General features: G+C 61.9%; 21 protein-coding genes. 14 read left to right on the forward strand and 7 right to left on the reverse strand.

The window, feature by feature from the left end; translation table 11 throughout:
- Positions 1-63: 63 nt before the first annotated feature.
- From ACIQUS_RS19985 to ACIQUS_RS20005, 5 genes are all read right to left on the reverse strand, one after another.
- Positions 64-3468 carry an Ig-like domain-containing protein gene (locus tag ACIQUS_RS19985; protein ID WP_403050269.1) on the reverse strand — a complete coding sequence of 1135 codons (3405 nt, stop codon included), beginning with the start codon at positions 3466-3468 and terminating at the stop codon, positions 64-66.
- A 241-nt stretch (positions 3469-3709) separates the two neighbouring features.
- Entirely contained in the window at positions 3710-4189 is a 480-nt protein-coding gene (locus tag ACIQUS_RS19990; protein WP_403050272.1) for a molybdenum cofactor biosynthesis protein MoaE, read from the reverse strand.
- 1 nt (position 4190) lies between these two features.
- Entirely contained in the window at positions 4191-4442 is a 252-nt protein-coding gene (locus ACIQUS_RS19995; RefSeq protein ID WP_403050275.1) for a MoaD/ThiS family protein, read from the reverse strand.
- Positions 4439-4942: a cyclic pyranopterin monophosphate synthase MoaC gene (gene moaC, locus ACIQUS_RS20000; protein WP_403050278.1), complete on the reverse strand. Its 504-nt coding sequence runs from the start codon at positions 4940-4942 to the stop codon at positions 4439-4441. Before moaC ends, ACIQUS_RS19995 begins: the two co-directional genes overlap by 4 nt.
- A 197-nt stretch (positions 4943-5139) precedes the next feature.
- Entirely contained in the window at positions 5140-6030 is an 891-nt protein-coding gene (locus ACIQUS_RS20005; RefSeq protein ID WP_403050281.1) for a LysR family transcriptional regulator, read from the reverse strand.
- A gap of 299 nt (positions 6031-6329) precedes the next feature.
- On the opposite strand from ACIQUS_RS20005, the gene moaB reads away from it, so the two are divergent.
- Positions 6330-6869: a molybdenum cofactor biosynthesis protein B gene (gene moaB, locus ACIQUS_RS20010; protein ID WP_403050284.1), complete on the forward strand. Its 540-nt coding sequence runs from the start codon at positions 6330-6332 to the stop codon at positions 6867-6869.
- Positions 6866-8086 (forward strand): gephyrin-like molybdotransferase Glp, encoded by a 1221-nt coding sequence (gene glp / locus ACIQUS_RS20015; RefSeq protein ID WP_403050287.1) that lies wholly within the window; start codon positions 6866-6868, stop codon positions 8084-8086. Before moaB ends, glp begins: the two co-directional genes overlap by 4 nt.
- Positions 8087-8868: 782 nt before the next feature.
- Here the strand turns inward: glp and ACIQUS_RS20020 are convergent.
- Entirely contained in the window at positions 8869-9768 is a 900-nt protein-coding gene (locus tag ACIQUS_RS20020) for a bestrophin family protein (protein WP_403050290.1), read from the reverse strand.
- A 9-nt stretch (positions 9769-9777) separates the two neighbouring features.
- Positions 9778-10782, reverse strand: a complete 1005-nt coding sequence (gene moaA, locus ACIQUS_RS20025) for a GTP 3',8-cyclase MoaA (protein WP_403050293.1) — start codon at positions 10780-10782, stop codon at positions 9778-9780.
- A 341-nt stretch (positions 10783-11123) separates the two neighbouring features.
- Between moaA and ACIQUS_RS20030 the strand changes: the two genes are divergently transcribed.
- The 12 genes from ACIQUS_RS20030 (at position 11124) to ACIQUS_RS20085 (ending at position 22695) form a co-directional block, all read left to right on the forward strand.
- Entirely contained in the window at positions 11124-13448 is a 2325-nt protein-coding gene (locus tag ACIQUS_RS20030; protein WP_403050297.1) for an FdhF/YdeP family oxidoreductase, read from the forward strand.
- A 104-nt stretch (positions 13449-13552) separates the two neighbouring features.
- Positions 13553-14944: a cytochrome ubiquinol oxidase subunit I gene (locus ACIQUS_RS20035; protein WP_403050300.1), complete on the forward strand. Its 1392-nt coding sequence runs from the start codon at positions 13553-13555 to the stop codon at positions 14942-14944.
- A 14-nt stretch (positions 14945-14958) separates the two neighbouring features.
- On the forward strand, positions 14959-15975 hold the full coding sequence (gene cydB / locus ACIQUS_RS20040; protein WP_403050303.1) for a cytochrome d ubiquinol oxidase subunit II: 1017 nt from the start codon (positions 14959-14961) through the stop codon (positions 15973-15975).
- A gap of 343 nt (positions 15976-16318) precedes the next feature.
- A complete protein-coding gene (locus ACIQUS_RS20045) occupies positions 16319-16960 on the forward strand; it encodes a DUF4255 domain-containing protein (protein ID WP_403050306.1) in 642 nt (213 codons plus the stop codon).
- Between the two features lie 44 nt (positions 16961-17004).
- Complete coding sequence (locus tag ACIQUS_RS20050) at positions 17005-18414, forward strand: phage tail sheath family protein (protein ID WP_403050309.1); 1410 nt, start codon at positions 17005-17007, stop codon at positions 18412-18414.
- 21 nt (positions 18415-18435) lie between these two features.
- The gene (locus tag ACIQUS_RS20055; RefSeq protein ID WP_403050312.1) at positions 18436-18873 is read left to right on the forward strand and encodes a phage tail protein; all 438 of its coding nucleotides are present in this window, start codon (positions 18436-18438) and stop codon (positions 18871-18873) included.
- 12 nt (positions 18874-18885) lie between these two features.
- Positions 18886-19323 carry a phage tail protein gene (locus ACIQUS_RS20060; protein ID WP_403050315.1) on the forward strand — a complete coding sequence of 146 codons (438 nt, stop codon included), beginning with the start codon at positions 18886-18888 and terminating at the stop codon, positions 19321-19323.
- A 28-nt stretch (positions 19324-19351) separates the two neighbouring features.
- Positions 19352-19531, forward strand: a complete 180-nt coding sequence (locus ACIQUS_RS20065; protein WP_403050318.1) for a DUF5908 family protein — start codon at positions 19352-19354, stop codon at positions 19529-19531.
- A gap of 2 nt (positions 19532-19533) precedes the next feature.
- Positions 19534-20238 (forward strand): hypothetical protein, encoded by a 705-nt coding sequence (locus tag ACIQUS_RS20070; protein ID WP_403050321.1) that lies wholly within the window; start codon positions 19534-19536, stop codon positions 20236-20238.
- Positions 20235-21974 (forward strand): type VI secretion system tip protein VgrG, encoded by a 1740-nt coding sequence (gene vgrG / locus ACIQUS_RS20075; RefSeq protein WP_403050324.1) that lies wholly within the window; start codon positions 20235-20237, stop codon positions 21972-21974. Before ACIQUS_RS20070 ends, vgrG begins: the two co-directional genes overlap by 4 nt.
- A gap of 14 nt (positions 21975-21988) precedes the next feature.
- The gene (locus ACIQUS_RS20080) at positions 21989-22258 is read left to right on the forward strand and encodes a PAAR domain-containing protein (RefSeq protein WP_403050327.1); all 270 of its coding nucleotides are present in this window, start codon (positions 21989-21991) and stop codon (positions 22256-22258) included.
- 2 nt (positions 22259-22260) lie between these two features.
- Positions 22261-22695, forward strand: coding sequence for a GPW/gp25 family protein (locus ACIQUS_RS20085; protein WP_403050330.1), 435 nt, complete (start codon positions 22261-22263; stop codon positions 22693-22695).

Here is a 22695-nt window from a genome sequence, read left to right on the forward strand (position 1 = left end):
CCATTTCCTCCTGAAGTCCTCTTGTCCAGGCGATGCTGCCGGCCTGGACAGGAGGGGGACGGGTCAACGCACCGTGAGTGCTACCGTGAGCGACTTGCCATCGACCGGCTTGATCGTCACCGTCGGGTTCGCCGCCGGCCCGCTGCCGGTGGTGCTGGCCGACAGGCGCCAGTTACCACCCGCCATTACCGTTGCGGTGCCCAGGGTCAAGGGCCCGCTGGTGGTCGCTGCGGTGAGGGTGAGGGTGGCACCGACTTTCAGCGAACTGGTGCCGGCCAGCTCCCAGGCATAGCGGTTGTTGCTGCGCACGGTGACGCTCGCCAGGCTCGCCTTCAGGTTGTAGTCGACCTCGACCACCGCCGGTGTGACGGCGACGCGTACGTTGGCCGCCGATTCCGACACGGCCCCGCGGGCATCCTTGACCTTGTACTCGAACACCGCGGTGTAGGCCTCGCTCACCGTCGCCGGCGGGGTAAAGGTCACCCGCGTGCCGTCGCTGCTGACGCTGCCATGGCCGGAGTCCGGTTGGCCGAGGCTGACGACCGACAGCGGCAGGTCGCCATCGGGGTCGCTGTCGTTGGCCAGGACGTTGAGGGTGACAGGCACGCCAGCCTTGGTCGCACCACTGTCGTCGCTGGCAACCGGCAGTTTGTTGTCATCATCGCCATCGCCCGGGTCTTCGCCGTTGTCTTCACGAGCGCCTGGCAGTGCGGCGGAGCTGATATAGCCGACGCCATCCCAGGTCGGCATGGGGGATGGCATCAGCTCGAGCTGGCCAGGGTTCTCAAGGTCGAAGCGCAGCAGCATGGAGTTGTCTTCATGCTGGGTGTTGTGGCAGTGCTCCATGAAGGTACCGGCGAACTCGCGGAAACGGATCGCCATTTCCACCTCTTCGGAGCTGTCCACTTCCGGCCCGACCCGATAGAGGTCCTTGCGCGACCATTTTTCCCACTCCGGTGGCGCCTTGCCGTCGCGGTTGAGGATGACGCCTTCCTCGAAGTGCACGTGCACCGGGTGGCTCCAGCCGTTGCCGCCGTTCTTGATCGTCCAGACTTCCAGGGTGCCATCGCCGCCGTAGCCGGCGTCGGTCGGGCCGCTGGCCAGCTGCGGCGCGGCGGTGATCCGCCGTGGGTCCATGGCGTAGCCGAAGCCGCCGTCGGTCTTGATCGTCCAGGGCTGGGTGTCGGTGCCATCGGAGCGGCCGAATTCGAAGCTGCGATGGCGCGCCTGCTTGAGTTTGGACTGCATGGCCGGGTCGTTGCGGTCGATGGTCAGCGGGATCATCGACTTGCCGGCGGCCTTGCCGGGCTTGGCCGGTTCATAGGCGGCCGGGTCCATGGCCAGGTCCTGGCCGGTGTAGGCCTTGACGTTGAACTGCATGAACTTGCCGACCACCGGGTCGCCATCGCGCCACCTCGGGCCCTTGCTGGTCTGGTCGACCACCGCCTTGTATTTTTCCGAGAGCACGTCGGCCAGCGCGATGGCGTCCTTGCTCGGGCCCTTGCCGGTGTCGTGCTCCATGAGGTTGACGAGGAAGATCTTGTCCCCGGCTTTGATCCCGTTCTTGCCGAAGTTGATGATGATGTCGTAGCGCTCGGCGATGGACAGGGTCGGCAGGATGCCGTTGTCGTCCCGGGTATCGCCGTTACCGTTGAGGTCCATGCTGCCGTCGAACGGAATGGCATGCTCCATGATGTTGCCGTCGTTGGCGATCATGTGAAACGGCACCCGGGCATAGGAGACGCCCGACCCCCTGGGCCCGGGGAACTCGCCACCATTGCCGGCGATTTCGCGGACCACGGCGACCTTGAAGTAACGCGACACCGAGCCATTGAGGATACGCAGGCGATAGCTGCGTGCACGTACGTCGAAATAGGGTTTGTACAGCCAGTTGACCGTCATCTGGTCGCCGAGGAAACCGTCGATGTTGAAGGGGTTGAACCACAACTGGCCGCTCTGGTCCCAGGCCTTGTCGGCAAAGGTCAGGTTGACGTCATAGTCGCGGTTGCCCCACGGCAGTGCCGAACCGCTGGGCAGGCGCAGGTTGACGCCGTCTTCCAGCGCCTCGTTGCCACGGTCCAGGGCGCTGTAGTAGTTCATCATCGCCGCGTTGCCCTTGTAGACGTTGTGGGCGGTGAAATCGAGCATGTGGTCGTGGAACCAGTGGGTGCTCATGGTCTCGCGCCAGTCGCCGCGCACCTTGATGCTGCCGTTCTCGCAAGTCTTGAGCCCGGGGGTGCGGTCGTTGACCCAGAGGGTTTCCCCCGGGTTGCAGGGGAACGCCGCCCTCGGGTCCTGGGCGGCGGTGTTGATCGAGTCGTAGCCGGCCAGTTGCAGCGGCCAGCGGTAGTCGTAGTACTGCCCGGGAAAGAAGAAGGCGTTGGTGTAGCCATCGCTTTCGGCCGGGTTATGGCCGTTGTGCTCGTGGGTGCTGAGGGTGTGCAGGCCGAAGCCGCCATTGGCGGCCGGATCGATCGGCAGGGCGTTGTAGTGACGCAACAGCACGGGCTGGCCGTAACGGGCCATCAGCAGCTTGGGCGGCAGCGTGCCATCGAAGGTCCACACCGAGTTGTGGTTCTGGATCGGCATGTTGGGGTGCAGGCGGATGCCGATGCCCTTGGTCGTCCCCTGGGTGGCGGTGAGGCCCGCGGTGTTGTGATAGAGCCCGCCGGGACCGAACTCGCCCTTGCTGTAGCCATGCATCTGCTTGCTGTCGCGCAGCCCCTGGTTGACCCGCGCGCCGGCCTGCGCGGTCTTGAACGCGGCCTGGGGGTAGAACTCGTTCCAGCGTTGATGGGACCAGCCTTTTCCGGGTGGCCGTCCTTCGGCGGGCGAACCCACCGGGTGGCGGTTGAGGAAGGCTTCGATCTGCGCTTTCCAGGGGTTGCGGTCCAGCACGTTGGAATACTGCGTGGGGAAGGGCGACAGCCCCGGTTGACGCAGGAAGGCGTCCAGGGCGGCGCTGGCCGGGCCGCTGCGGGCGACGCTGTTGGGGTCCTGCTCGGGCGCCGCCCCCGTGGTCGGGATCGGGAAGGGCAGGGTGCCGGCTTCGGCCGTCGGGTCGAGTTTCTCCAGGCCGAACTCTTCGTACAACAGCATCTGCTGGGTAAAGGGCTGGGCACCGAACAAGGGGCTGGCCAGGCCATTGGTGGGGTAGTTGAACGAGGTCTGCTGGGCCGGCTGCAGGACGTTTTCAGTGCGCGGCGTGGTGCGGTCGCCGTAGGCGCCGTTGGGCAGGGCGAGCGCGCCGTGGTTGCCTTCGGGCAAGGACTTGAGCGCGTCCAGCGCGGCCTGGATGGCCAGCGGGTCGGTGGGCGCGGCGGTGTAGGCAGAGGGGTCGGTCGGTGGGGGCTGGCTGGTGTCGTCGATCGGCGCCGCACTGCTCGTGCTGGCATCGAGGGCGACCAGCAGCGCGCAGGCGATGCCTGTACGCCGGAACAGGCCAAGGGGTGAAGGAGGAATGTGCATAGCGTTTACCTCGCTCGATGCCGTGCTGGCAGGCGCAGTGGGCTGCAATCGTAAATATCAAATGGCCACTTCTATTGCGCATCAAGCAAAAACGGATCCAACTCCAGAGACGGTTAGAGAAAAGGTGTAAATAACTGATTCATAAATGATTTATTTTTGGTGAGGGGGGAGGGCGGGGAACATTGGATCCAGGTCTGGGGGAAGTTCCCCGTTATCGGTGGGCGGTACAGCGGGAGGTCGGTTACCTGAACGGTTCAGGGCCTCCATTGTGCAGCCAGCGCGCCGCTGCCTGGGCATCGCTTTCGCGGGCATCCACCCAGCGGGCACCGTTTCGGCTCTGTTCGCACTTCCAGAACGGCACGCAGGTCTTGAGCTGGTCCATGATGTAGGCACAGGCGTCGAACGCCGCCTGGCGGTGAAGGCTGGCGACGCCGACCAGCACGATCGGCTCTGCGGCGGCGATGCTGCCGACCCGGTGCGTCACCGCGACGTCGAGCAGCTGCCAGCGCTGGCGGGCGGCGGCGACGATGGCCTCCAGGCTCCTCTCGGTCATGCCGGGATAATGTTCGAGAAACAGTTCGCTGACGCCTGTGGTTGTCAACCCCAGGTCGCGCACGTAGCCGGTGAAGGTCACCAGCGCGCCCAGGCCTTTAGCACGGGCACGCAGGGTGTCGATCTGCCGGTTGCAGTCGATTGCCTTGAACTGGACGCTGATACTCACGCTAACCCCCGGTCACCGGCGGAAAAAACGCGATGTCGTCGCCATCGCACAAGGGCTCGTCCAGCGAGCAGAGCGCCTGGTTGCGCGCGCACATCAGGTTGGCCTGGCCCAGGGTCTGCGCCCACACCCCGCCGCGGCTGACCAGCAGCTCACGCAGCGCCCGCAGGTCGGTCAAGGTCGCCAGCCAGGGCAGCGACTCACACTCCAGGCCCAGCTGCTCGCGGTAGCGGGCAAAGTACTGCAGGCGAATCATGGCGTTTGCTCCAGTTGATAAAGTCCCGAGCGGCCGCCGGCTTTGCGCAGCAGCCGCACCCAGTCGATTTGCATGCTGCGATCGACCCCCTTGCACATGTCATAGAGCGTCAGCGCAGCGATGCTGGCGGCGGCCAGGGCTTCCATCTCGACCCCGGTGACGCCTTTGAGGCTGCAGGTGGCAAGGATGCGCACGGAGTCCGGCGTCACTGCCTTCAACTCGACACTGATGGCCGTCAGCAGCAGCGGGTGGCACAGCGGGATCAGCTCATGGGTGCGCTTGGCCGCCATGATGCCAGCCACCCGCGCCACGGCGAACACATCGCCCTTGGGATGGCCGCCGGCATTGATCAGGTTGAGCGTTTCCGGCTTCATCCTGACCCAGGCTTCGGCCATGGCCTCGCGGCGGGTTTCGCACTTGTCGGTCACATCGACCATATGGGCGTTGCCGCGACTGTCCAGATGGGTCAGCGCTGCCGACGTTTCAAACGGTTCGTTCATTAACACTCCGTGGCAGCCTGAAAACAGGATGCCGAACCTTGTTCAAGTTTGATACCTGGCAACTACGGCAAGTAATGACAGGCAATGAATTACCCCCAAGCGCATCCAGTCGCTTGTTTTGATCGGGTAATAAGAGGTTTCAAGTAGTGCGAAGCACTGCAAGGAAGTTAACGCTGAACAGTTAAGTCCGGGCAGTATTAGCCTTGCATACCGAGCATCGCTTTAACTTCGGCAAAACACTTCTCCGCCAGTGCCGAACGCGGTTCGGTCCTGCGCAGCAGCAAACCGATGGGGGCGTGAACGCTGGCACTGGAGATCGGCAGGATGCGGATATGCTCGCTCAATTCTTCCAGGCCGTACTGCAACGGCATGATTGCGCAGCACATCCCGGCGCACACGGCCTGGATCAGTTGATAGGTGGAGTCGCTTTCCAGCACCGTCAGCGGATTCAGGCCACGGCTGCGAAAGCTCAGGTCGACCGACTGGCGATAATGCATGCCTTGCGACAGCAGCCCCAAGGGCAGCGCGCCAAGCGCCTCCCACGACAGCTGCGGTTGTTCGAACTGGAAATGCCGGGTGTCGTACAGCAGGCCCATGCTGGTGGAGCCCAGCTCGATCACATCGAAATAGCTGGTGTTGATCTGGTCCAGGTAGCAGATGCCCAGGTCAAGCTGGTTGCGGCTCAGGCCGTCGGTGACCTGCTCCGAGCTCAGCGAGGTCAGCTGGAACTGCAGTTCCGGGTAGCGTTGGGCCAGGGGGCTGAGGAACTGCATGGGGTTGAAGCTCGACAGCGGCACCATGCCCACGCGCAGGCTACCGACAATCTGCCCCCGGCAACTGGCCGCTTCCGCCTGCAGCCCGTCATAGGCGGCCAGCAGCGTGCGTGCCCAACCCAGGATACGCTCGCCGGCTTCGGTAAAGCCCTCGAAACGCTGGCCACGGGTCACCAGCACCAGGTTCAACTCATCTTCCAGGTTGCGCAGGCGCATCGACAGGGTCGGCTGGGTGATATGGCACAGCGCGGCGGCCTGACCGAAATGGCGGGTCTGGTCCAGTGCGATGAGGAATTTGAGCTGTTTAATATCCATGACACGGCCTGGTCGAGAAAGGGGAAGGCGTAAACGGGCGTTTCAAGCATAGCGCGTGTCCTGGCCCATCGCCCTGACCGCTGAACTACCGAATGAACTTGCAAGTGGCTGCACGGTATAGCGAAGTTATCCCAGCGTCCAATGGGAATTAATGAACGGCTGATAGAGGGGGTCGATAGCGGAACGTGCCCAACACTTCGATAGAGCCGTTCGATGGGGTGTTTGGAACTGTCGATTGGACGCTGCCTTTAATTGTCTCTAGTTTCCCTGCAATTAACAGTCGTCCTGCAGAGGTTTACATGAGCATCAAACTGGATGCGGTATTTGTTCCGCTGAACATTGCGGTATTGACCGTGAGCGATACAAGAACCTTCGAGACCGATACCTCCGGCGAACTGCTGGCCAGCCGCGCCGTGGAAATGGGCCATCGCCTGGTCGCCCGTACCTTGCTCAAGGACGACCTGTACACGATCCGCGCCCAGGTCGCGAGCTGGATTGCCGACGATCAGGTGCAGGTGGTGCTGATCACCGGCGGCACCGGGTTCACCGGGCGCGACAGCACCCCCGAAGCTGTCGCCTGCCTGCTGGACAAGCACATCGAGGGCTTCGGCGAGCTGTTTCGCGCGCTGTCGATCCTGGACATCGGTACCTCGACGGTGCAGACCCGCGCGCTGGCCGGCATGGCCAACGGCACCCTGGTGTGCTGCCTGCCGGGCTCGACCGGTGCTTGTCGCACTGCCTGGGAAGGCATTCTCGCCGAGCAGCTGGATGCGCGGCATCGGCCCTGCAACTTCGTCGCCCATCTCAAGCCCGGCAACGCCTGCGAGTCGCGTCAATGAAAGGCAGTCCCTTGCTCGCCGTGGACCAGGCCCTGGACCAATTGATGCAGCTGGCGGCGCAGGCCACGCTGCAGGCGGTGGAGCAGGTGGGCCTGGAGCACGCCGATGGGCGTGTGCTGGCCCGTGACCTGCTGGCCCCTGCCGATTCCCCGCCCTGGTCCAACAGCGCAATGGACGGTTATGCGTTCAGGCTGGCGGAGGTGGCGGCGGGGCCCTTGCCGGTGTCACAGACGGTGTTTGCAGGTACGGCGCCCGATCCATTGGCGCCGGGCAGCTGTGTGCGGATCTTCACCGGCGCGCCGGTGCCGCCGGGCGCCGACTGCGTGCAGCTTCAGGAGAACTGCCGGGTCGACGCTGACGGGCGGGTGTCATCGACGGTGCCCTTGCGCGTCGGCGCGAACATCCGGGTGCAAGGCGAGGAGATCGGCGCCGGCGCGCCGCTGCTCGCTGCCGGTACCGTCCTTGGGCCGGTGGCGCTGGGTGTGCTGGCGGCACAAGGAATGGAACAGGTCGCGGTACGGCGCAAGCCCCGGGTTGCGCTGTTATCGACCGGCAATGAGCTGGCGAAGATGGGGGCGCCGCTTGCGCCTGGCCAGATTCATGACAGCAACCGGATCGTGCTTAAGACGTTGCTGCGTCGACTGGGCTGCGAGGTCATCGACCTGGGGGCGGTCGGGGACGAACTGGCGTTGATTCGTGCCGCGCTTGAACAGGCCGCCGGCGCCGACTTGATCCTCAGCAGCGGGGGTGTCTCGGTCGGTGATGCTGACTGTATCGGCAGCCTGTTGCGCGAAGGTGGGGAGGTGAGGTTGTGGAAACTGGCGATCAAGCCCGGCAAGCCGTTCACCTTCGCCACCTACAACGGTGTGCCGTTCATAGGTCTGCCGGGTAATCCTGGTTCTGCGTTGGTGACGTTCCTGGTGCTGGTGCGGCCCTACCTGCTGCGGCGGATGGGCGTTGTGCAGGTCGAGCCATTGCGTATACCGGTTGTTGCGGGTTTCGACTGGCCGACGGCGGGCAATCGCCAGGAATACCTGCGGGTACGGATCGAGCGAGGGCGCGCGGTGCTGCAGGCCACGCAGAGTTCGGGGACTTTGCTCAGTGCCGTCGAGGCCGACGGTGTGCTTGAAGTGCCGGCCGGAAAGACGTTCGACATGGGCGAGTTGCTCGATTTCATTTCCTTTGCCGGGGTGGTAGGCCCAGGTAGCTCTCATTGATCGGCCTGGGCTGGTGGAGCCCTTTTTGGGTGTTTTTGGGGGGGAGCTGATCCATTTGATGCAGCGACGCTGCTGGCCCCTTCCGCCCTTACGGCGGCCTACTTTTTTCTTGGAAAAAGTAGGCAAAACCGCTCGCTCCTGCATCCGGCCCTACGCTGCGCTCCGGGTCCCCTCGCTTCGGCGTCTTCCGGGGCCACGCGGCACTACGACTTGCTTCGCAAGTCTACGGCTCGCGTTCTTCGGCTGCGCCGAAGGTGCTACGCACCGGCCCCTCCAGACACCTACGCTCGGCCTCCTGAAGTCGCAGGTTGCGGCGTCTGTGCCTACGCGTATGAAGAGCAAAAGCCAGAGCCAGAGCCAGAGCCAGAGCCAGAGCGACTGCAAGTCGCTGTGTTCGCTTCGCGTGCGAAGCTTGTCTTGCGGTGGTGATTATCCACTGCACAATCGACTTTCGAAGATAAAGCCAGTTCAGGCGCCGCCCGTAACTTTGCGACTTCAGGAGGCTGAGTGGAGGTGTCTGTAGGGGCCGGTGCGTAGCACCTTCGGCGTAGCCGAAGAGCGCGAGCCGTAGACTTGGCGAAGCAAGTCGTAGGCCGCGTGGCCCCGGAAGACGCCGGAGCGAAGGGACCCGAAGCGAAGCGTAGGGCCGTATGTAGGAGCAGGCGGTTTTGCCTACTTTTTCCAAGAAAAAAGTAGGCCGCCGTAAAGGCGGAAGGGGCCGGCAGCGTCGCCGCAGGGAATGGATAAGCTCGCACCTTCAACACCCAAGCCCAGGCTCAGGCTCAAGTGAGAATGAAGTCGACCGGTACCAGGGGCGAAGGCAAGTCGGTATGCCCCAACGCCCCGAGGATCTCACGCTCGATGGTACGCACCAAGGCATCGGTGGGCAGGTCGTTCTCATCGCGGCCGAACGGATCCTCCAGCTCGTCGCTGATCGCATCCAGGCCGAAGAAGGTGTAGCTGACGATGGCGGTGAACAGCGGCGCCAGCCAGCCCAGCGGCTCGGCCATGGCAAAGGGCAGCAACACGCAGAACATATAGATGGTGCGGTGCAGCAGCAGGGTATACGGGAAGGGCAACGGCGTAGCCTTGATCCGCTCACACACCGCCTGGGCTTCGGACAACCCCTTCAAGCGCTGCTCCAGGGTCACGTAACGCCATTCGCTGATCTGCTCGCTGGCTGCCAGCGCCGAACACTGCGCCCCGGCCAGTTGCAGGATACCGTCACTGACGTTGTAGGCCGGCAGGCTGTTGGCCTCCGGCAGCCATTGCCTGGCCGCTGCCACTTCGTCCTCGTTACGCAGCCGGGCGTTAAGTGCATGGGCGTATCCGCACAGACTCATCAGCAGGGCGCTCCGGCGGCGCCTGTCGGTAATCACCACGCTTTCGCGGATGAACGAGCGCACCTCGATAATCACCTGCCCCCAGGCCTTGCGGCCCTCCCACCAACGGTCGTAGCAGGCGTTGTTGCGAAAGCTCATGAAGATCGACAGCGAGATCCCGAGCAGGGTGAAGGGCGTGGCGTTGACCCGGGAAAAGAACGCCGGGTGAAGGTTCTCCAGCAACACGATCAGCGAGGCCAGCAGCGCGACCATCAGGGTACGCCGGGCCACGCGCTTGGCGATCGAGCCCTTGAGCGCGACCAGCACATTGAGCAGATTGGGTTTGGGATGTACGACCATGAGTGTTCCTTAGCCACCTGTCATGTTCATGAAGCGCAGGATCTGCACGTCGCCATCGACCTCGAAGTGATGGCGGTAGGGCTTGTGCGCGATGGCGCTGCGAATGGCCTTTTCCAGCCGCTCGCTGTCGCCCGGGTGAGCGCGCAGCACCTGCTTGAGATCGGCGGAGTGCTCGTTGCCCAGGCACAGCAGCAAGCGCCCCTCGACGGTGAGCCGCACGCGGTTGCAACTACCGCAGAAGTTGTGACTGTGGGGCGAGATGAACCCCAGGCGAATGTGCGGGGCTTCGGCCAGGCGCCAGTAGCGCGACGGGCCCTGGGTCGATTCCGCTGACTCGATCAGGGTGAAATGCTCGGCGATCCGTGCGCGTACCTCATCGCTCGAACAATAGGATTCGCTGCGCTGGTGTTCGCTGATGATCCCCAGGGGCATTTCCTCGATGAAGGACATATCCAGCTCACGATCGATGGCGAAACGAATCAGGTCGATGATCTCGTGATCGTTGCGGCCCTTGAGCACCACGCAATTGAGCTTGGTGCGGCGAAAGCCGGCGGCACGGGCGGCATCGATCCCGGCAATGACCTGGGCCAGGTCGCCGGTGCGGGTCAATTCCTTGAAGCGTTGGCTGTCCAGGCTGTCGAGGCTGATGTTCAGGCGCGACAGGCCGGCATCGAACAGCGGCCCGGCCAGGCGCGTGAGCTGGGAGCCGTTGCTGGTCATGCACAGCTCGCGCAGGCCGGGCAGGGCGGCCAGCCGGGCGCAAAACTCGACGACGCCCCGACGCACCAGCGGCTCGCCGCCGGTCAGGCGGATCTTGCGGGTGCCCATGGCGACGAAGCGCTCGGCGATCTGGTATTGCTCTTCCAGGGTCAGCAGGCGCTGGCGCGGCAAGAACTGCATGTCTTCGGCCATGCAGTAAACGCAGCGAAAGTCGCAGCGATCAGTGACCGACATACGCAGATAATCGATTTTTCGACTGAAGCCGTCGAGCAGTTCTGTAGTGGCTTTATTCACGATCGCCCTATCCTCTTAAACAGACTTTCGTCGATTTGTTAACTGCGTGAATGGGGAATAACGATACGGTTGGCCGAGGATAGGCAAGGGGGCGTTGAAGCGTCAAATTGCTTTTAGTGACCGGTTGATAAGAACGCTCTATCACCGGCTGGAGCCCTTGCTACGCGTGGCCTGTAGGGGTGATAGACCGTTCCGATCAGCCTTTCATAACTTTCGATTGGACGCTGTCTGGGGCATTCAATAGGCTGCCGGCATTGCAAGACTTATGTGCCGGTTAAAACAACTCGGCAGTAACTTTCATAAGTGCTCTGCGTCCTGTGTGCCAATCGAGGAAAACCCAGATGAGTGAAGAAGAACATATTAAAAGCTATAACGCGCCGGCCGCGGGTTGGGGCGCACTTAAAAGTGTGACCAAGGCCTGGCTGGGCAGCGAAAACGCTTTCAAGAATCTTCGGATGATGCTCAAGACCAACCAGAACGGCGGTTTCGACTGCCCGGGTTGCGCCTGGGGGGAGTCACCTGAAAACGGCATGGTCAAGTTCTGCGAGAACGGCGCCAAGGCGGTCAACTGGGAAGCGAGCGGGCGCCTGGTCGACCCCGATTTCTTTGCCAGGTACAGCGTTTCGGCGCTGGCCGGGCAAAGCGACTACTGGCTGGAGTACCAGGGCCGCCTGACCCATCCGATGCGCTATGACGCCGCCACCGACCACTATGTCGAAACCTCCTGGGAAGACGCCTTCGCGCTGGTGGCGCAGCACCTGAACAACCTCGAGTCGCCCGACCAGGCCGAGTTCTACACCTCCGGCCGGGCCAGCAACGAGGCGGCCTACCTGTACCAGCTGTTCGTGCGCGCTTTGGGCACCAACAACTTCCCCGACTGCTCGAACATGTGCCATGAGGCGAGCGGGGTGGGGATGTCGGAAACCCTCGGTGTCGGCAAGGGCACCGTGGTGTTCGACGACCTCGAACATGCCGACGCCATTTTCGTGATCGGCCAGAACCCCGGCACCAACCACCCGCGCATGCTCGAACCCCTGCGCGAGGCGGTGCAACGCGGTGCCCAGGTGGTGTGCTTCAACCCGCTCAAGGAGCGTGGCCTGGAGCGCTTCCAGCATCCGCAGCACCCGTTCGAGATGCTCAGCAACGGCTCCGAGCCGACCAATACGGCGTACTTCCGCCCGGCGCTGGGTGGTGACATGGCGGTGATGCGCGGCATCGCCAAATTCCTGCTCAAGTGGGAGCGCGAGGCCCAGGCCAAGGGTGAGCCGCCGGTGTTCGACCACGCCTTCATCGCCGAGCACACCAGTGGCCTGGACGCTTACCTGGCCGAAGTCGACGCTACCACCTGGGCGCATATCGTCGAGCAGTCGGGCCTGAGCCTGGCCGAGCTGGAGCTGGCCGCGCGCATGTACCGTCGGGCCGAACGGGTGATCATGTGCTGGGCCATGGGCGTGACCCAGCACCGGCATTCGGTGCCGACCGTCCAGGAAATCGTCAACCTGCAGCTGCTGCGCGGCAACGTCGGCAAGCCCGGCGCCGGGCTGTCGCCGGTGCGCGGCCACAGCAATGTGCAGGGCGACCGCACCATGGGCATCGACGAGCATCCACCGACCTGGTTCCTCGACGCCCTGGAGCAGCGCTTTGCCTTCAAGGTGCCGCGCCTGCACGGGCACAACGCGGTGCTGGCGATCCAGGCCATGGAAGAGAAACGCGCCAAGGTGTTCATCGCCCTGGGCGGCAACTTCGCCCAGGCCACGCCCGATACCCCACGCACCCACGCCGCGCTGCGCAACTGCGAGCTGACCGTGCACATCGCCACCAAGCTCAACCGCTCGCACCTGGTGACCGGCCGCGATGCGCTTATCCTGCCGTGCCTGGGCCGCACCGAAATCGACGTGCAGGCCCAAGGGCCGCAAGGGGTGACCGTGGAAGACACCTTCAGCATGGTCCATATCTCCTTCGGCCAGCTCAAGCCGCGCTCGCCGCTGTTGCGTTCAGAGCCCTCGATCATTGCCGGCATGGCCAAGGCCACCCTGGGCAATCATCCGATCGACTGGGACTGGGTGGTGGCCGACTATGGGCGGATCCGCGACCTGATCGCCGACACCATTCCCGGCTTTGCCGACTTCAATACCCGGCTGCAGCATCCGGGCGGCTTCCACCTGGGCAACACGGCGGCCACCCGGCAGTGGAAGACCGCCACCGGCAAGGCCCGCTTCACGCCTAGCGCCTTGCCTGCCCAGTTGGTGAATGAAACCGTGCTGGCACGCGGTGAAAAGCCGGACCTGATCCTGCAGACCCTGCGTTCGCACGATCAGTACAACACCACGCTGTATGGCCTGGACGACCGCTACCGCGGGGTGTTCGGCCTGCGCGAGGTGGTGTTCGCCAACGACGCGGACATTCGCCGCCTGGGCCTTGAGCCCGGTGACAAGGTCGACATGGTCTCGCTCTGGGAGGACGGTCGCGAGCGCAGGGTGACGGGCTTCACCCTGGTGGCCTACGACATCCCGGCGGGGCAGGCGGCGGCCTACTACCCGGAGACCAACCCGTTGGTACCGCTGGAAAGCTATGGCGATCGGACGTACACGCCCACGTCGAAGTTCATCGCCATCAAACTGGAGAAGGCGGGGGCGGATAACCGCATCCACACCGTCGCCGGCTGACAGCCGCACACTCCAACTTCCATCGACAGCAACCCCCGAATGGGGTGCGGGCCGCTCGCGGCGGCCGCACCGGGGGACGGCTGCCTGTCTAAAAGGACATCCTCATGGCAACGCTCGGCGCGTTGGACCTGGCGCGGATTCAATTCGCGTTCACGGTCTCGTTCCACATCATCTTCCCGGCCATCACCATTGGCCTGGCCAGCTTCCTGGCCGTGCTGGAAGGCTGCTGGCTGAAAACCGGCAACCCGGTATACCGGGACCTCTATCACTTCTGGTCGAAAATCTTCGCCGTCAACTTCGGCATGGGCGTGGTCTCCGGCCTGGTCATGGCCTATGAGTTCGGCACCAACTGGGCGCGTTTCTCCGACTTCGCCGGTAGCGTCACGGGGCCCTTGCTCACCTACGAGGTACTGACCGCCTTCTTCCTGGAAGCGGGTTTCCTCGGGGTAATGCTGTTCGGCTGGGACCGGGTAGGGCGGCGGCTGCACTTCTTCGCCACGGTCATGGTCGCCATCGGCACCCTGATCTCGATGTTCTGGATCCTTTCGTCCAACAGCTGGATGCAGACGCCCCAGGGCATCGAGATCATCGACGGGCGCGTGGCACCGGTGGACTGGTTCAAGATCGTCTTCAACCCGTCGTTCCCCTATCGCCTGGCGCACATGGCACTGGCGGCGTTCCTCTCCACGGCATTCTTCGTTGCTGCCTCGGCGGCCTGGCACCTGCTGCGCGGTCGCAACACGCCGCAGGTACGCACAATGCTGTCGATGGCCATGTGGATGATCCTGGTCGCCACCCCGGTACAAGTGGTGGTGGGCGACGCCCACGGCCTGAACACCCTGGAGCACCAGCCCGCCAAGATCGCCGCCATCGAAGGGCACTGGGACAACAAACCGGGCGAGGCCTCGCCGCTGGTGCTGTTCGGCCTGCCCGACATGGACGCCGAGACCACCCGCTACAGCCTGGAGGTGCCTTACCTGGGCAGCCTGATCCTGACCCACAGCCTGGACAAGCAGATTCCGGCGCTCAAGAGCTTCGCCAAGCAAGACCGCCCCAACGCCACCATCATCTTCTGGAGCTTCCGGGTCATGGCGGGCCTGGGCATGCTGATGATGGCCTGTGCGCTGCTGGCCCTGGTGCTGCGTCGCAACGGTGCGCTGTACCGCAACCGGGCGTTCCTGTGGCTGGCCCTGTTGATGGGGCCATCGGGTCTTGTGGCCTTGCTGGCGGGCTGGTTCACCACCGAAGTCGGCCGCCAGCCCTGGGTGGTCTACGGCATGTTGCGCACCACCGAGGCGGCGTCCAACCACAATGCGGTGCAGATGAGCGTCACCCTGGCGCTGTTCGTCCTGATCTATTTCTCGGTGTTCACCGTGGGTATCGGCTACATGATGCGCCTGGTGCGCAAAGGCCCGGGCGCCCATGAGCCGCACCCGTCCCCCGAGCTGCCGGGCAACCACGCCACCGCACGCCGGCCACTGTCGGCCGCCGACTGAGAAGGAGTCGAACAATGGGTATTCAAGGTATCGATCTGTCGGTCATCTGGGGCGTGATCATCGCCTTCGGGCTGATGATGTACGTGATCATGGATGGCTTCGACCTGGGGCTGGGCATTCTCTTCCCGCTGATCAGCGACGCCCGCGAACGCGATGTGATGATGAACACCGTGGCGCCGGTCTGGGATGGCAACGAGACCTGGGCCGTGCTTGGCGCCGCGGCGCTGTATGGCGCGTTCCCGCTGGCCTACTCGGTGATTCTCGAAGCGCTGTACCTGCCGTTGGTGCTGGTACTGGCCGGGCTGATCTTTCGCGGTGTGGCCTTCGAGTTCCGCTTCAAGGCGCACCCGAGCAAACGCCACTGGTGGGACAAGGCGTTCATTGGCGGCTCGGTGCTGGCCACGTTCTTCCAGGGCGTGGCCATCGGCACCTACATCTCGGGCATCCCGGTCGAACATCGCCAGTTCGCCGGCAGCGCGCTGGACTGGCTGGCACCGTTCCCGCTGTTCTGCGGCGTGGGCCTGATCCTCACCTATGCGCTGCTGGGCAGTACCTGGTTGCTGATCAAGACCGATGGCATGCTCGAATCGCGCATGCGTCACTACAGCCGGCCGTTGACCTACCTGCTGGCGATCGTGATTGCACTGATCTGCGCCTGGACCGCCTGGCTGCATGAGGACATTGCCCAGCGCTGGTTGGCCGGTAGCCACGGGATCCGCTCTGCCGTAATCGCGCTACTGGCCGTGCTGGCCGTGGTGGTGATCCAGAAGACCCTGCGCAAGCGCCATTCGCACGTGCCGTTCATGGCGGTGGTGGGGCTGGTGTTCCTGGGGTACCTGGGCCTGGCAATCAGCATCTGGCCGAACATCGTGCCGCCTGCGGTGAGCATCTGGGACGCCGCGTCGCCGCTGTCGAGCCAGCTGTTTGCGCTGATCGGGGCGCTGTTCATCATCCCGATCATCCTGGTGTACACCTTCTGGAGCTATCACGTGTTCCGCGGCAAGGTGCAGGTGGGGGATGCCTATCACTGATCGATGGTGGTGTGCAGGCTGGCGTTGTGAAAAGGCCAGCCTGGCAGCCGACAAACAACGGTTATCGATGGCGTATGAAAAGTGTTATGTCGGGAAGTGGGTTAAAGGTCCACGGATGATTTCGTATCGCTATTAATATGATATAGGGTACATGGGCATCTAACACTACATGCCTGTCCCTTCAGCGGCATCGCGAACCGATTGCCATGGCTGCCAGATTTTTTTTGACTGGCCAGCTTTTTCTGCTTCACTGATCAATCAAGCAGTTCGTAAGCACTAAGATCAGCGGGCAACTGGCGAGAAACCAACGCGTCCTGTTGCTTCCTGGAAGGTAGGGGTCGTAATGATCGCGCATGCCTTGTCCATAGTCGTGAATGAACTGAACCTACACTTGCAGCAAGCGTATAACCAAAAATTGCCGGCAGTGGAACTGGGGAACATTGCGGAAGGATTTCGAGTAGGTGCTACCGGCAGCGGCGTGTCGCAAGACGTGCTGAGCATGTCGTTGGTAAATATCCAGGAAGAGAAAACGCTGAAGAACACATCGTCTCTGGTTCGCGATATCCCGCACAAAAAAGCCACCTACGAAAACCCGGCTGTTTTCTTGAACCTGCATATATTGATCGTCGCCGCACACAGCAACTATACCAATGCGCTATTGATGCTGTCCCGTGCTATCCAGTTCTTTCAGGTGCGCAACAGCTTTACTGAAAGCAGCGTGGCGCCTGCCTCCATCACAACCAATGCCCCCCCCAACGCCTTGGATCGGCTGGTCGCGTTCAAGTTGATATTCGATTTGCACTCTCCGGGGCTGGAGGAAGTTAACCACCTCTGGGGGACCTTGGGTGGCAAGCAGTATCCCTTTGTGCTGTACATCGTACGTATGCTGGAACTTCGCTTCCACAGGGTGCAGGACGCCGTCCTGATCAAGGAAGGCGAAATCACGTACACCCAGCTGGCCCCGAGTCCCGACGCCGAACCATAGACGCTGTTTCCATTCTCGAATTGTAGATTCGCGAGGTACAAAAAATGGCGGAAATATACAAGACCCCTGGTGTCTACATAAAGGAAGTTCCTAAGCTACCGCCATCAATTGCCGCAGTGGAAACGGCGATTCCCGCGTTCATCGGGTATACCGAGAAAACGGACAGTGACGAGCTCAAGAAGCCGTTCCGAATTACGTCAATGGTGGAATACGAACAGTACTTTGGTGGTGCGGACCCGGAAGATAAGATTACTGTAGATGAGACAAAAGTCTCGCAAGACAAAGTGCTAGGAAAATTCAAGGCCACGTTAAAACCAGAGGATCGTTCGAAGCACATCATGTATTACGCTTTGCAGATGTTCTTCGCCAATGGGGGTGGGCCCTGTTACATTGTTTCTGTGGGGGATTATGGGGGCTCTATTAAAATAGACGCCCTGTCAGAAGGATTGAAGCTGCTGGAGGCCGTTGATGAACCGACATTGATACTATTTCCGGAAGCCCAGTATCTGGAAAGTATCAGTGACTTCAAGACCCTCATCACAGCTGCGCTGGAACAGTGTGAGAAGCTGAAGGATCGATTTGTCATCATGGACGTACACTGGGGTGATAAAAAACCGGAAGACCCAAAATCGAACATCACCAACGTCATCAGCGATTTTCGTAACGACGGCATTGGCGGCGATAATCTTAAGTATGGCGCCGCCTACGCGCCAAACCTGCACACTGTTCTTGAATACGTAATTGATCCAAGCAAGACCAAGGTCAGCTATGGAAGGGGCGAAAAACCCAAAAAGGAGGTCAACCTGGATGCCCTGAAGCAAGACGATACCCAGGCCTACGAAAGCGCCATGGCCGCCATCCGTGATCTGCCCTGCATACTGCCACCCAGCGCTGCTATCGCTGGCATCTACGCGTCAGTGGACGCCGAGCGTGGCGTATGGAAAGCACCTGCCAATGTCAGCCTGCGCGCCGTCATCAAGCCAACGATCGAAATCAGCCATGAACAGCAGGAAAGTATCAACGAGGACGCTACCACAGGCAAGTCGGTCAACGCGATCCGGGCATTCACGGGCAAGGGCACACTGGTGTGGGGCGCGCGTACCCTGGCCGGCAATGACAATGAGTGGCGCTATGTGAATGTGCGTCGATTGTTCACCTTTATCGAAGAGTCGATCGACAAAGCCATCACAGACTTTTGCTTCGAACCGAACGACGCCAATACCTGGGTACGGGTGCAGGCCATGTGCGAAAACTTCCTGACCGTGCTCTGGCGCCAAGGTGCATTGCAGGGCATCAAGCCGGAGCACGCGTTCTGTGTGTCGGTCGGCCTGAACAAGACGATGTCGAACCAGGACATCCTGGAAGGGCGCATGAAGGTTGAGATCGGCCTGGCCGCGGTGCGTCCCGCCGAGTTCATCATCCTGTACTTCTCCCACAAACTGGCGCAGTCCTGACTCGCGCAATCGAGGTGACTCATGGCACAGGAATATCCCCTTGCGCGCTTTCACTTCCTGGTGGATTGGGGGGGCGCAAAGATGAGTTTTACCGAGGTGACCGGGCTGGTCATGGAGCGCGAAAAAATCGAGTACCGCCACAGCGACAGCAAGGACTTCAGCAAGATGGTGATGCCCGGCATGCTCAAGAGCAATAACGTCACGCTCAAGCGCGGCACGTTCGCCGGGGATTACGACTTGAGCGATTGGTTCGGCATTGTAGCCAATGAACGGGTCGAAAACAGGCGCGATGTAACCATCAAGCTGCTGAACGAAAAGCATGAACCGGTGGCCGCGTGGACGGCGACCCGTTGCTTCCCGCTCAAGATCAGCGCATCGGATCTTAAGTCCGACGCCAACGAAGTCGCCATCGAGAGCCTGGAGTTCGCTCACGAAGGTTTGAAGTTGATGAAGTTTTGACGAGCGCGCGGCATGAGCGACTACTACCCACCGTGGGGTTTTTACTACAAGGTCGAATTCAGCATCAGCAACGACAAGAACGACACGCGGTTTCAGACGGTATCGGGCTTGTCCGTCGAGTGCGACACGGAAGAATACAAGGAAGGCGGTGAGAACCGCTTCACCCACAAGCTGCCGGTGCGCACCAAGTACGCCGACCTGGTGCTCAAGCGCGGGATGGTGACCGATTCGGCGGTCGTTGCCTGGTGCCTGGACGCCTTCAGTACAGGCTTTTTTGTACCGGCCGATGTGAATGTGATTCTGATGAACGAAAAAGGGCTGCCCTTGCGCACCTGGAAGGTGGCCCATGCCATCCCCAGGAAGTGGCTGGTCAGCGATCTGAGCGCCACTGACAACGCCATCGTAATCGAGACCCTGGAGCTGTCTTACCGCTACTTCACGATTCAATAGGCGGCCTGCGCCGCCGGGGTTGCAAGCCATGCCAATCGAGATCAGGGAATTGCACATCAGGGTCGCTGTCACCCCGCCCCAGGGCGCGACGGCGTCGCCTGCACCGGCGGTTGCGGCGGACAAGGACAACGAGCACGTGCAGCAGGCACTGGTGGCCGAATGCGTGGAGCAGGTACTGCGCATCCTGCAGAATAAAACGGAGCGTTGACGATGGCTCAAGGCAAGCTCGAAAAGATGCTGATCCTGGCGTTCGAGACGTCAACCGCTGCCGAAAGCGGCGGCAAGCCTGAGGCCAGCGCGATCTTCGAGGCATTGATCAATCCGGAAACCTATTCCCTGGAATACAAGGTAAAAACCGCGGAAGGACAAGGGCAGGGCACCAGTGGCACGCAACAGAAATTTGCCTACACGCTGCCCGAAGAGCTCACCTTCGAGTTCCTGTTCGACAGCACCGGCATCATCGATGGCAAGGCAAACAAGGACGGGGTGTTCGAAGAGATCGAGCATTTTCGCAAGCTGTTGACCGAATACCGTCCTGACTCCCATGAACCCTTCCACCTGAAGTTGATCTGGGGACATTTGATCTTCAAGGGCCGGGCAGTCGAACTGGGTATCACCTACAAACTGTTCAACCCTGGCGGCCAGCCCATCCGCGCAGTGGCCAGGGCCAAGTTCAAAGGCAGCATGGAGGAACAAAGGCGGATTGCCAAGGAGGACCGCCGATCCCCCGACCTGACCAATGTCCGGGTGGTCAAGGCCGGCGACACCCTGCCATTGATGTGTTTCAAGATCTACGGCGATCCCAGGTACTACCTGGACGTGGCGCGCATCAATCACCTGTCGAACTTCAGGGCGCTGGTTCCCGGGCAGGCGCTGGTCTTCCCGCCCATCCAGAAAGCCGAGTCACTGACATGAACGATGCCTTCAGCATGCCGGCGACGGCCACGCCTGATGTCTGCACCTTCGCCCTGCTGGTCGACGGACTGGATGTATCGGGTCAGTTCCATGTGCTGTCACTGGAGGTGAGCCGGGAACTGAACCGGATTCCTTGCGCCGTGATCGTTCTGAGCGATGGCGAGGCCGCGAAGTCGACCTTCCAGGCCAGTGATACCGAGCACTTCATCCCGGGCAGAAAGATTGAAATCCAGCTTGGCTATCGCGCGAAGAATGAAAGGGTGTTCAAGGGCGTTATCGTCAAGCACAGCATCCGGGTTCGCAAGAGCGCCAGCCAGTTGATCGTAGAGTGCCGTGACGACGCAGTGCGGATGTGCCAGGAAACCAACACTCGCCATTATTCCGGCAAGACCGATAGCGAAATCATTGAAGAGCTGATCTCGGCCCATGGCCTGGAGCACCAGGTGCAATCCAGCGGTGCGGTGCTGGGCGATCTGGTTCAGTACAACGCCAGCGACTGGGACTTCATGCTGTGCCGTGCCGAGGCCAACGGCCAGGTGGTCGTGGTGGATGACGGCAGCATCAAGGTAATGCGCCCGGCAACCAGCACCGAGCCTGTCGTCAGTATCCACTATGGCGCCACCTTGATCGAACTCGATGCCGAAATCGATGCGCGGTGGCAAAGCAAATCCATACATACCAGTAGCTGGAGTGCTGTGGAGCAGAAAATCATAGTGGCCGAAGCGAACGAGAGCGCGGTTGTATCCAGCGGCAACCTGACGCCCGACCACCTGGCCGGGGTAACAGGCAGCGATGCCCGGGTACTGCGTCACGGAGGAGGCCTTGGGCAGAGCGAGCTACAGGCCTGGGCTGACGGCCGGCTGCTGAAGGAGAGACTGGCAAAGGTCCGCGGCCGGGCCAGATGCCAGGGTTTCGCCAGCGCCAAGCCGGGCAACATGCTCATGCTCAACGGTGTTGGCCGCCGTTTCGAAGGCAAGCTGTTTGTGGCCGGCGTGCGCCATCTGGTGGTCAACGGCAATTGGGAAACGGATGTGCAACTGGGGTTGAGTCCACAGCAATTCGCCTCAGCCCACGACCTGCGGCCGATGCCGGCGGCCGGGTTGCTGCCAGCGGTGAGCGGCTTGCAGATCGGCGTTGTCACCGCGTTGCAGGGGGATCCAGCGCATGAGGAGCGAATCGCCGTGCAACTTCCGTTCGTTGGCAATTCAACCCAAGGGGTGTGGGCACGCGTTGCTTGCCTGGACGCAGGCAAGCAACGCGGTACGTTCTTTCGTCCCGAGATCGGTGATGAAGTGGTGGTCGGCTTCCTCGACAGCGATCCGCGTCATCCCGTAGTGCTCGGCATGTGCCATAGCAGCGCCCGGCCGGCGCCGGAGCCGGCCGCCGATAGCAATGACCTCAAGGGCTATGTCAGCCGCGAGAAACTGCGGTTGCTATTTGACGACGACAGCAAGAGCGCACGGTTGGAAACACCGGCCGGTAACCGGATCACCCTGTCGGAAGATGCCAAGGGCATCGTCATAGCAGACCAGAACGGCAACAAGATCACGCTGGACGCCAATGGCGTCTGCATCGAAAGCAACAAGGATCTGATCCTGAAGGCCACCAACGACATCAAGCTCCAAGGCGTCAATCTCGACCTCAAGGCAAGCATGGCGCTCAAGGCAAACAGTAGCGACGCAGAACTGTCCGGGGCGAATGTGGTGATCAAAGGTGGGTTGATTCGAATTAACTGAGTCCGGAGAACGAGATGCTGCCCGCCGCCCGTATTACCGACATGATCGTGAGTAGCGCAACCCTCGGCGCACCCGTGCCGATCATCCCGCCGGGTGCGCCGACGGTGCTGATTGCCGGATTGCCGGCCGCACGCATGGGCGACAGCTGCGGCGTGGACATCATCGTCAGGGGTTCGATGAGCGTCCTGATCGGTGGTCAGCCTGCCGCCCGGATGGGCGATACAAGTGCCGGCGGCGGCGCCGTGATCGGTCCGGGCGCACCGAACGTGCTGATAGGAGGCTGACAATGCGACGCGACTTCCTCGGACGCGGCTGGTCCTTTCCACCAACATTCGATTGCTCACGCCCTGGCGTGCAGATGCTCGAGGACGAGGCAGACATCGCCTCCAGCCTGGAGATCCTGCTCAGTACCGCGCTCGGCGAGCGTACCATGCTGCCCCAGTATGGCTGCAACATGGACGAGCTGGCATTCGAGAGCCTGGACATACGCATGAAGACCCTGGTGGCGGACAAGATCGAGACCGCGATTCTCTACCACGAGTCACGCATCGAACTGGAGGGCGTGCGCTTCGACGATACGCAAGCGCTTGAGGGGGCTCTGTTGATCGAAGTCGCTTACCGGGTCAAAGCCACCAATTCGCGTTTCAACTTTGTCTTCCCGTTCTACAAGCTGGAAGGCACCGACATCAACCTCGCCACCACCGTGGCCTTGTTGCCGTAG

This window comes from Pseudomonas sp. NPDC090755 (genome assembly GCF_044769005.1).
Taxonomy (GTDB): domain Bacteria; phylum Pseudomonadota; class Gammaproteobacteria; order Pseudomonadales; family Pseudomonadaceae; genus Aquipseudomonas.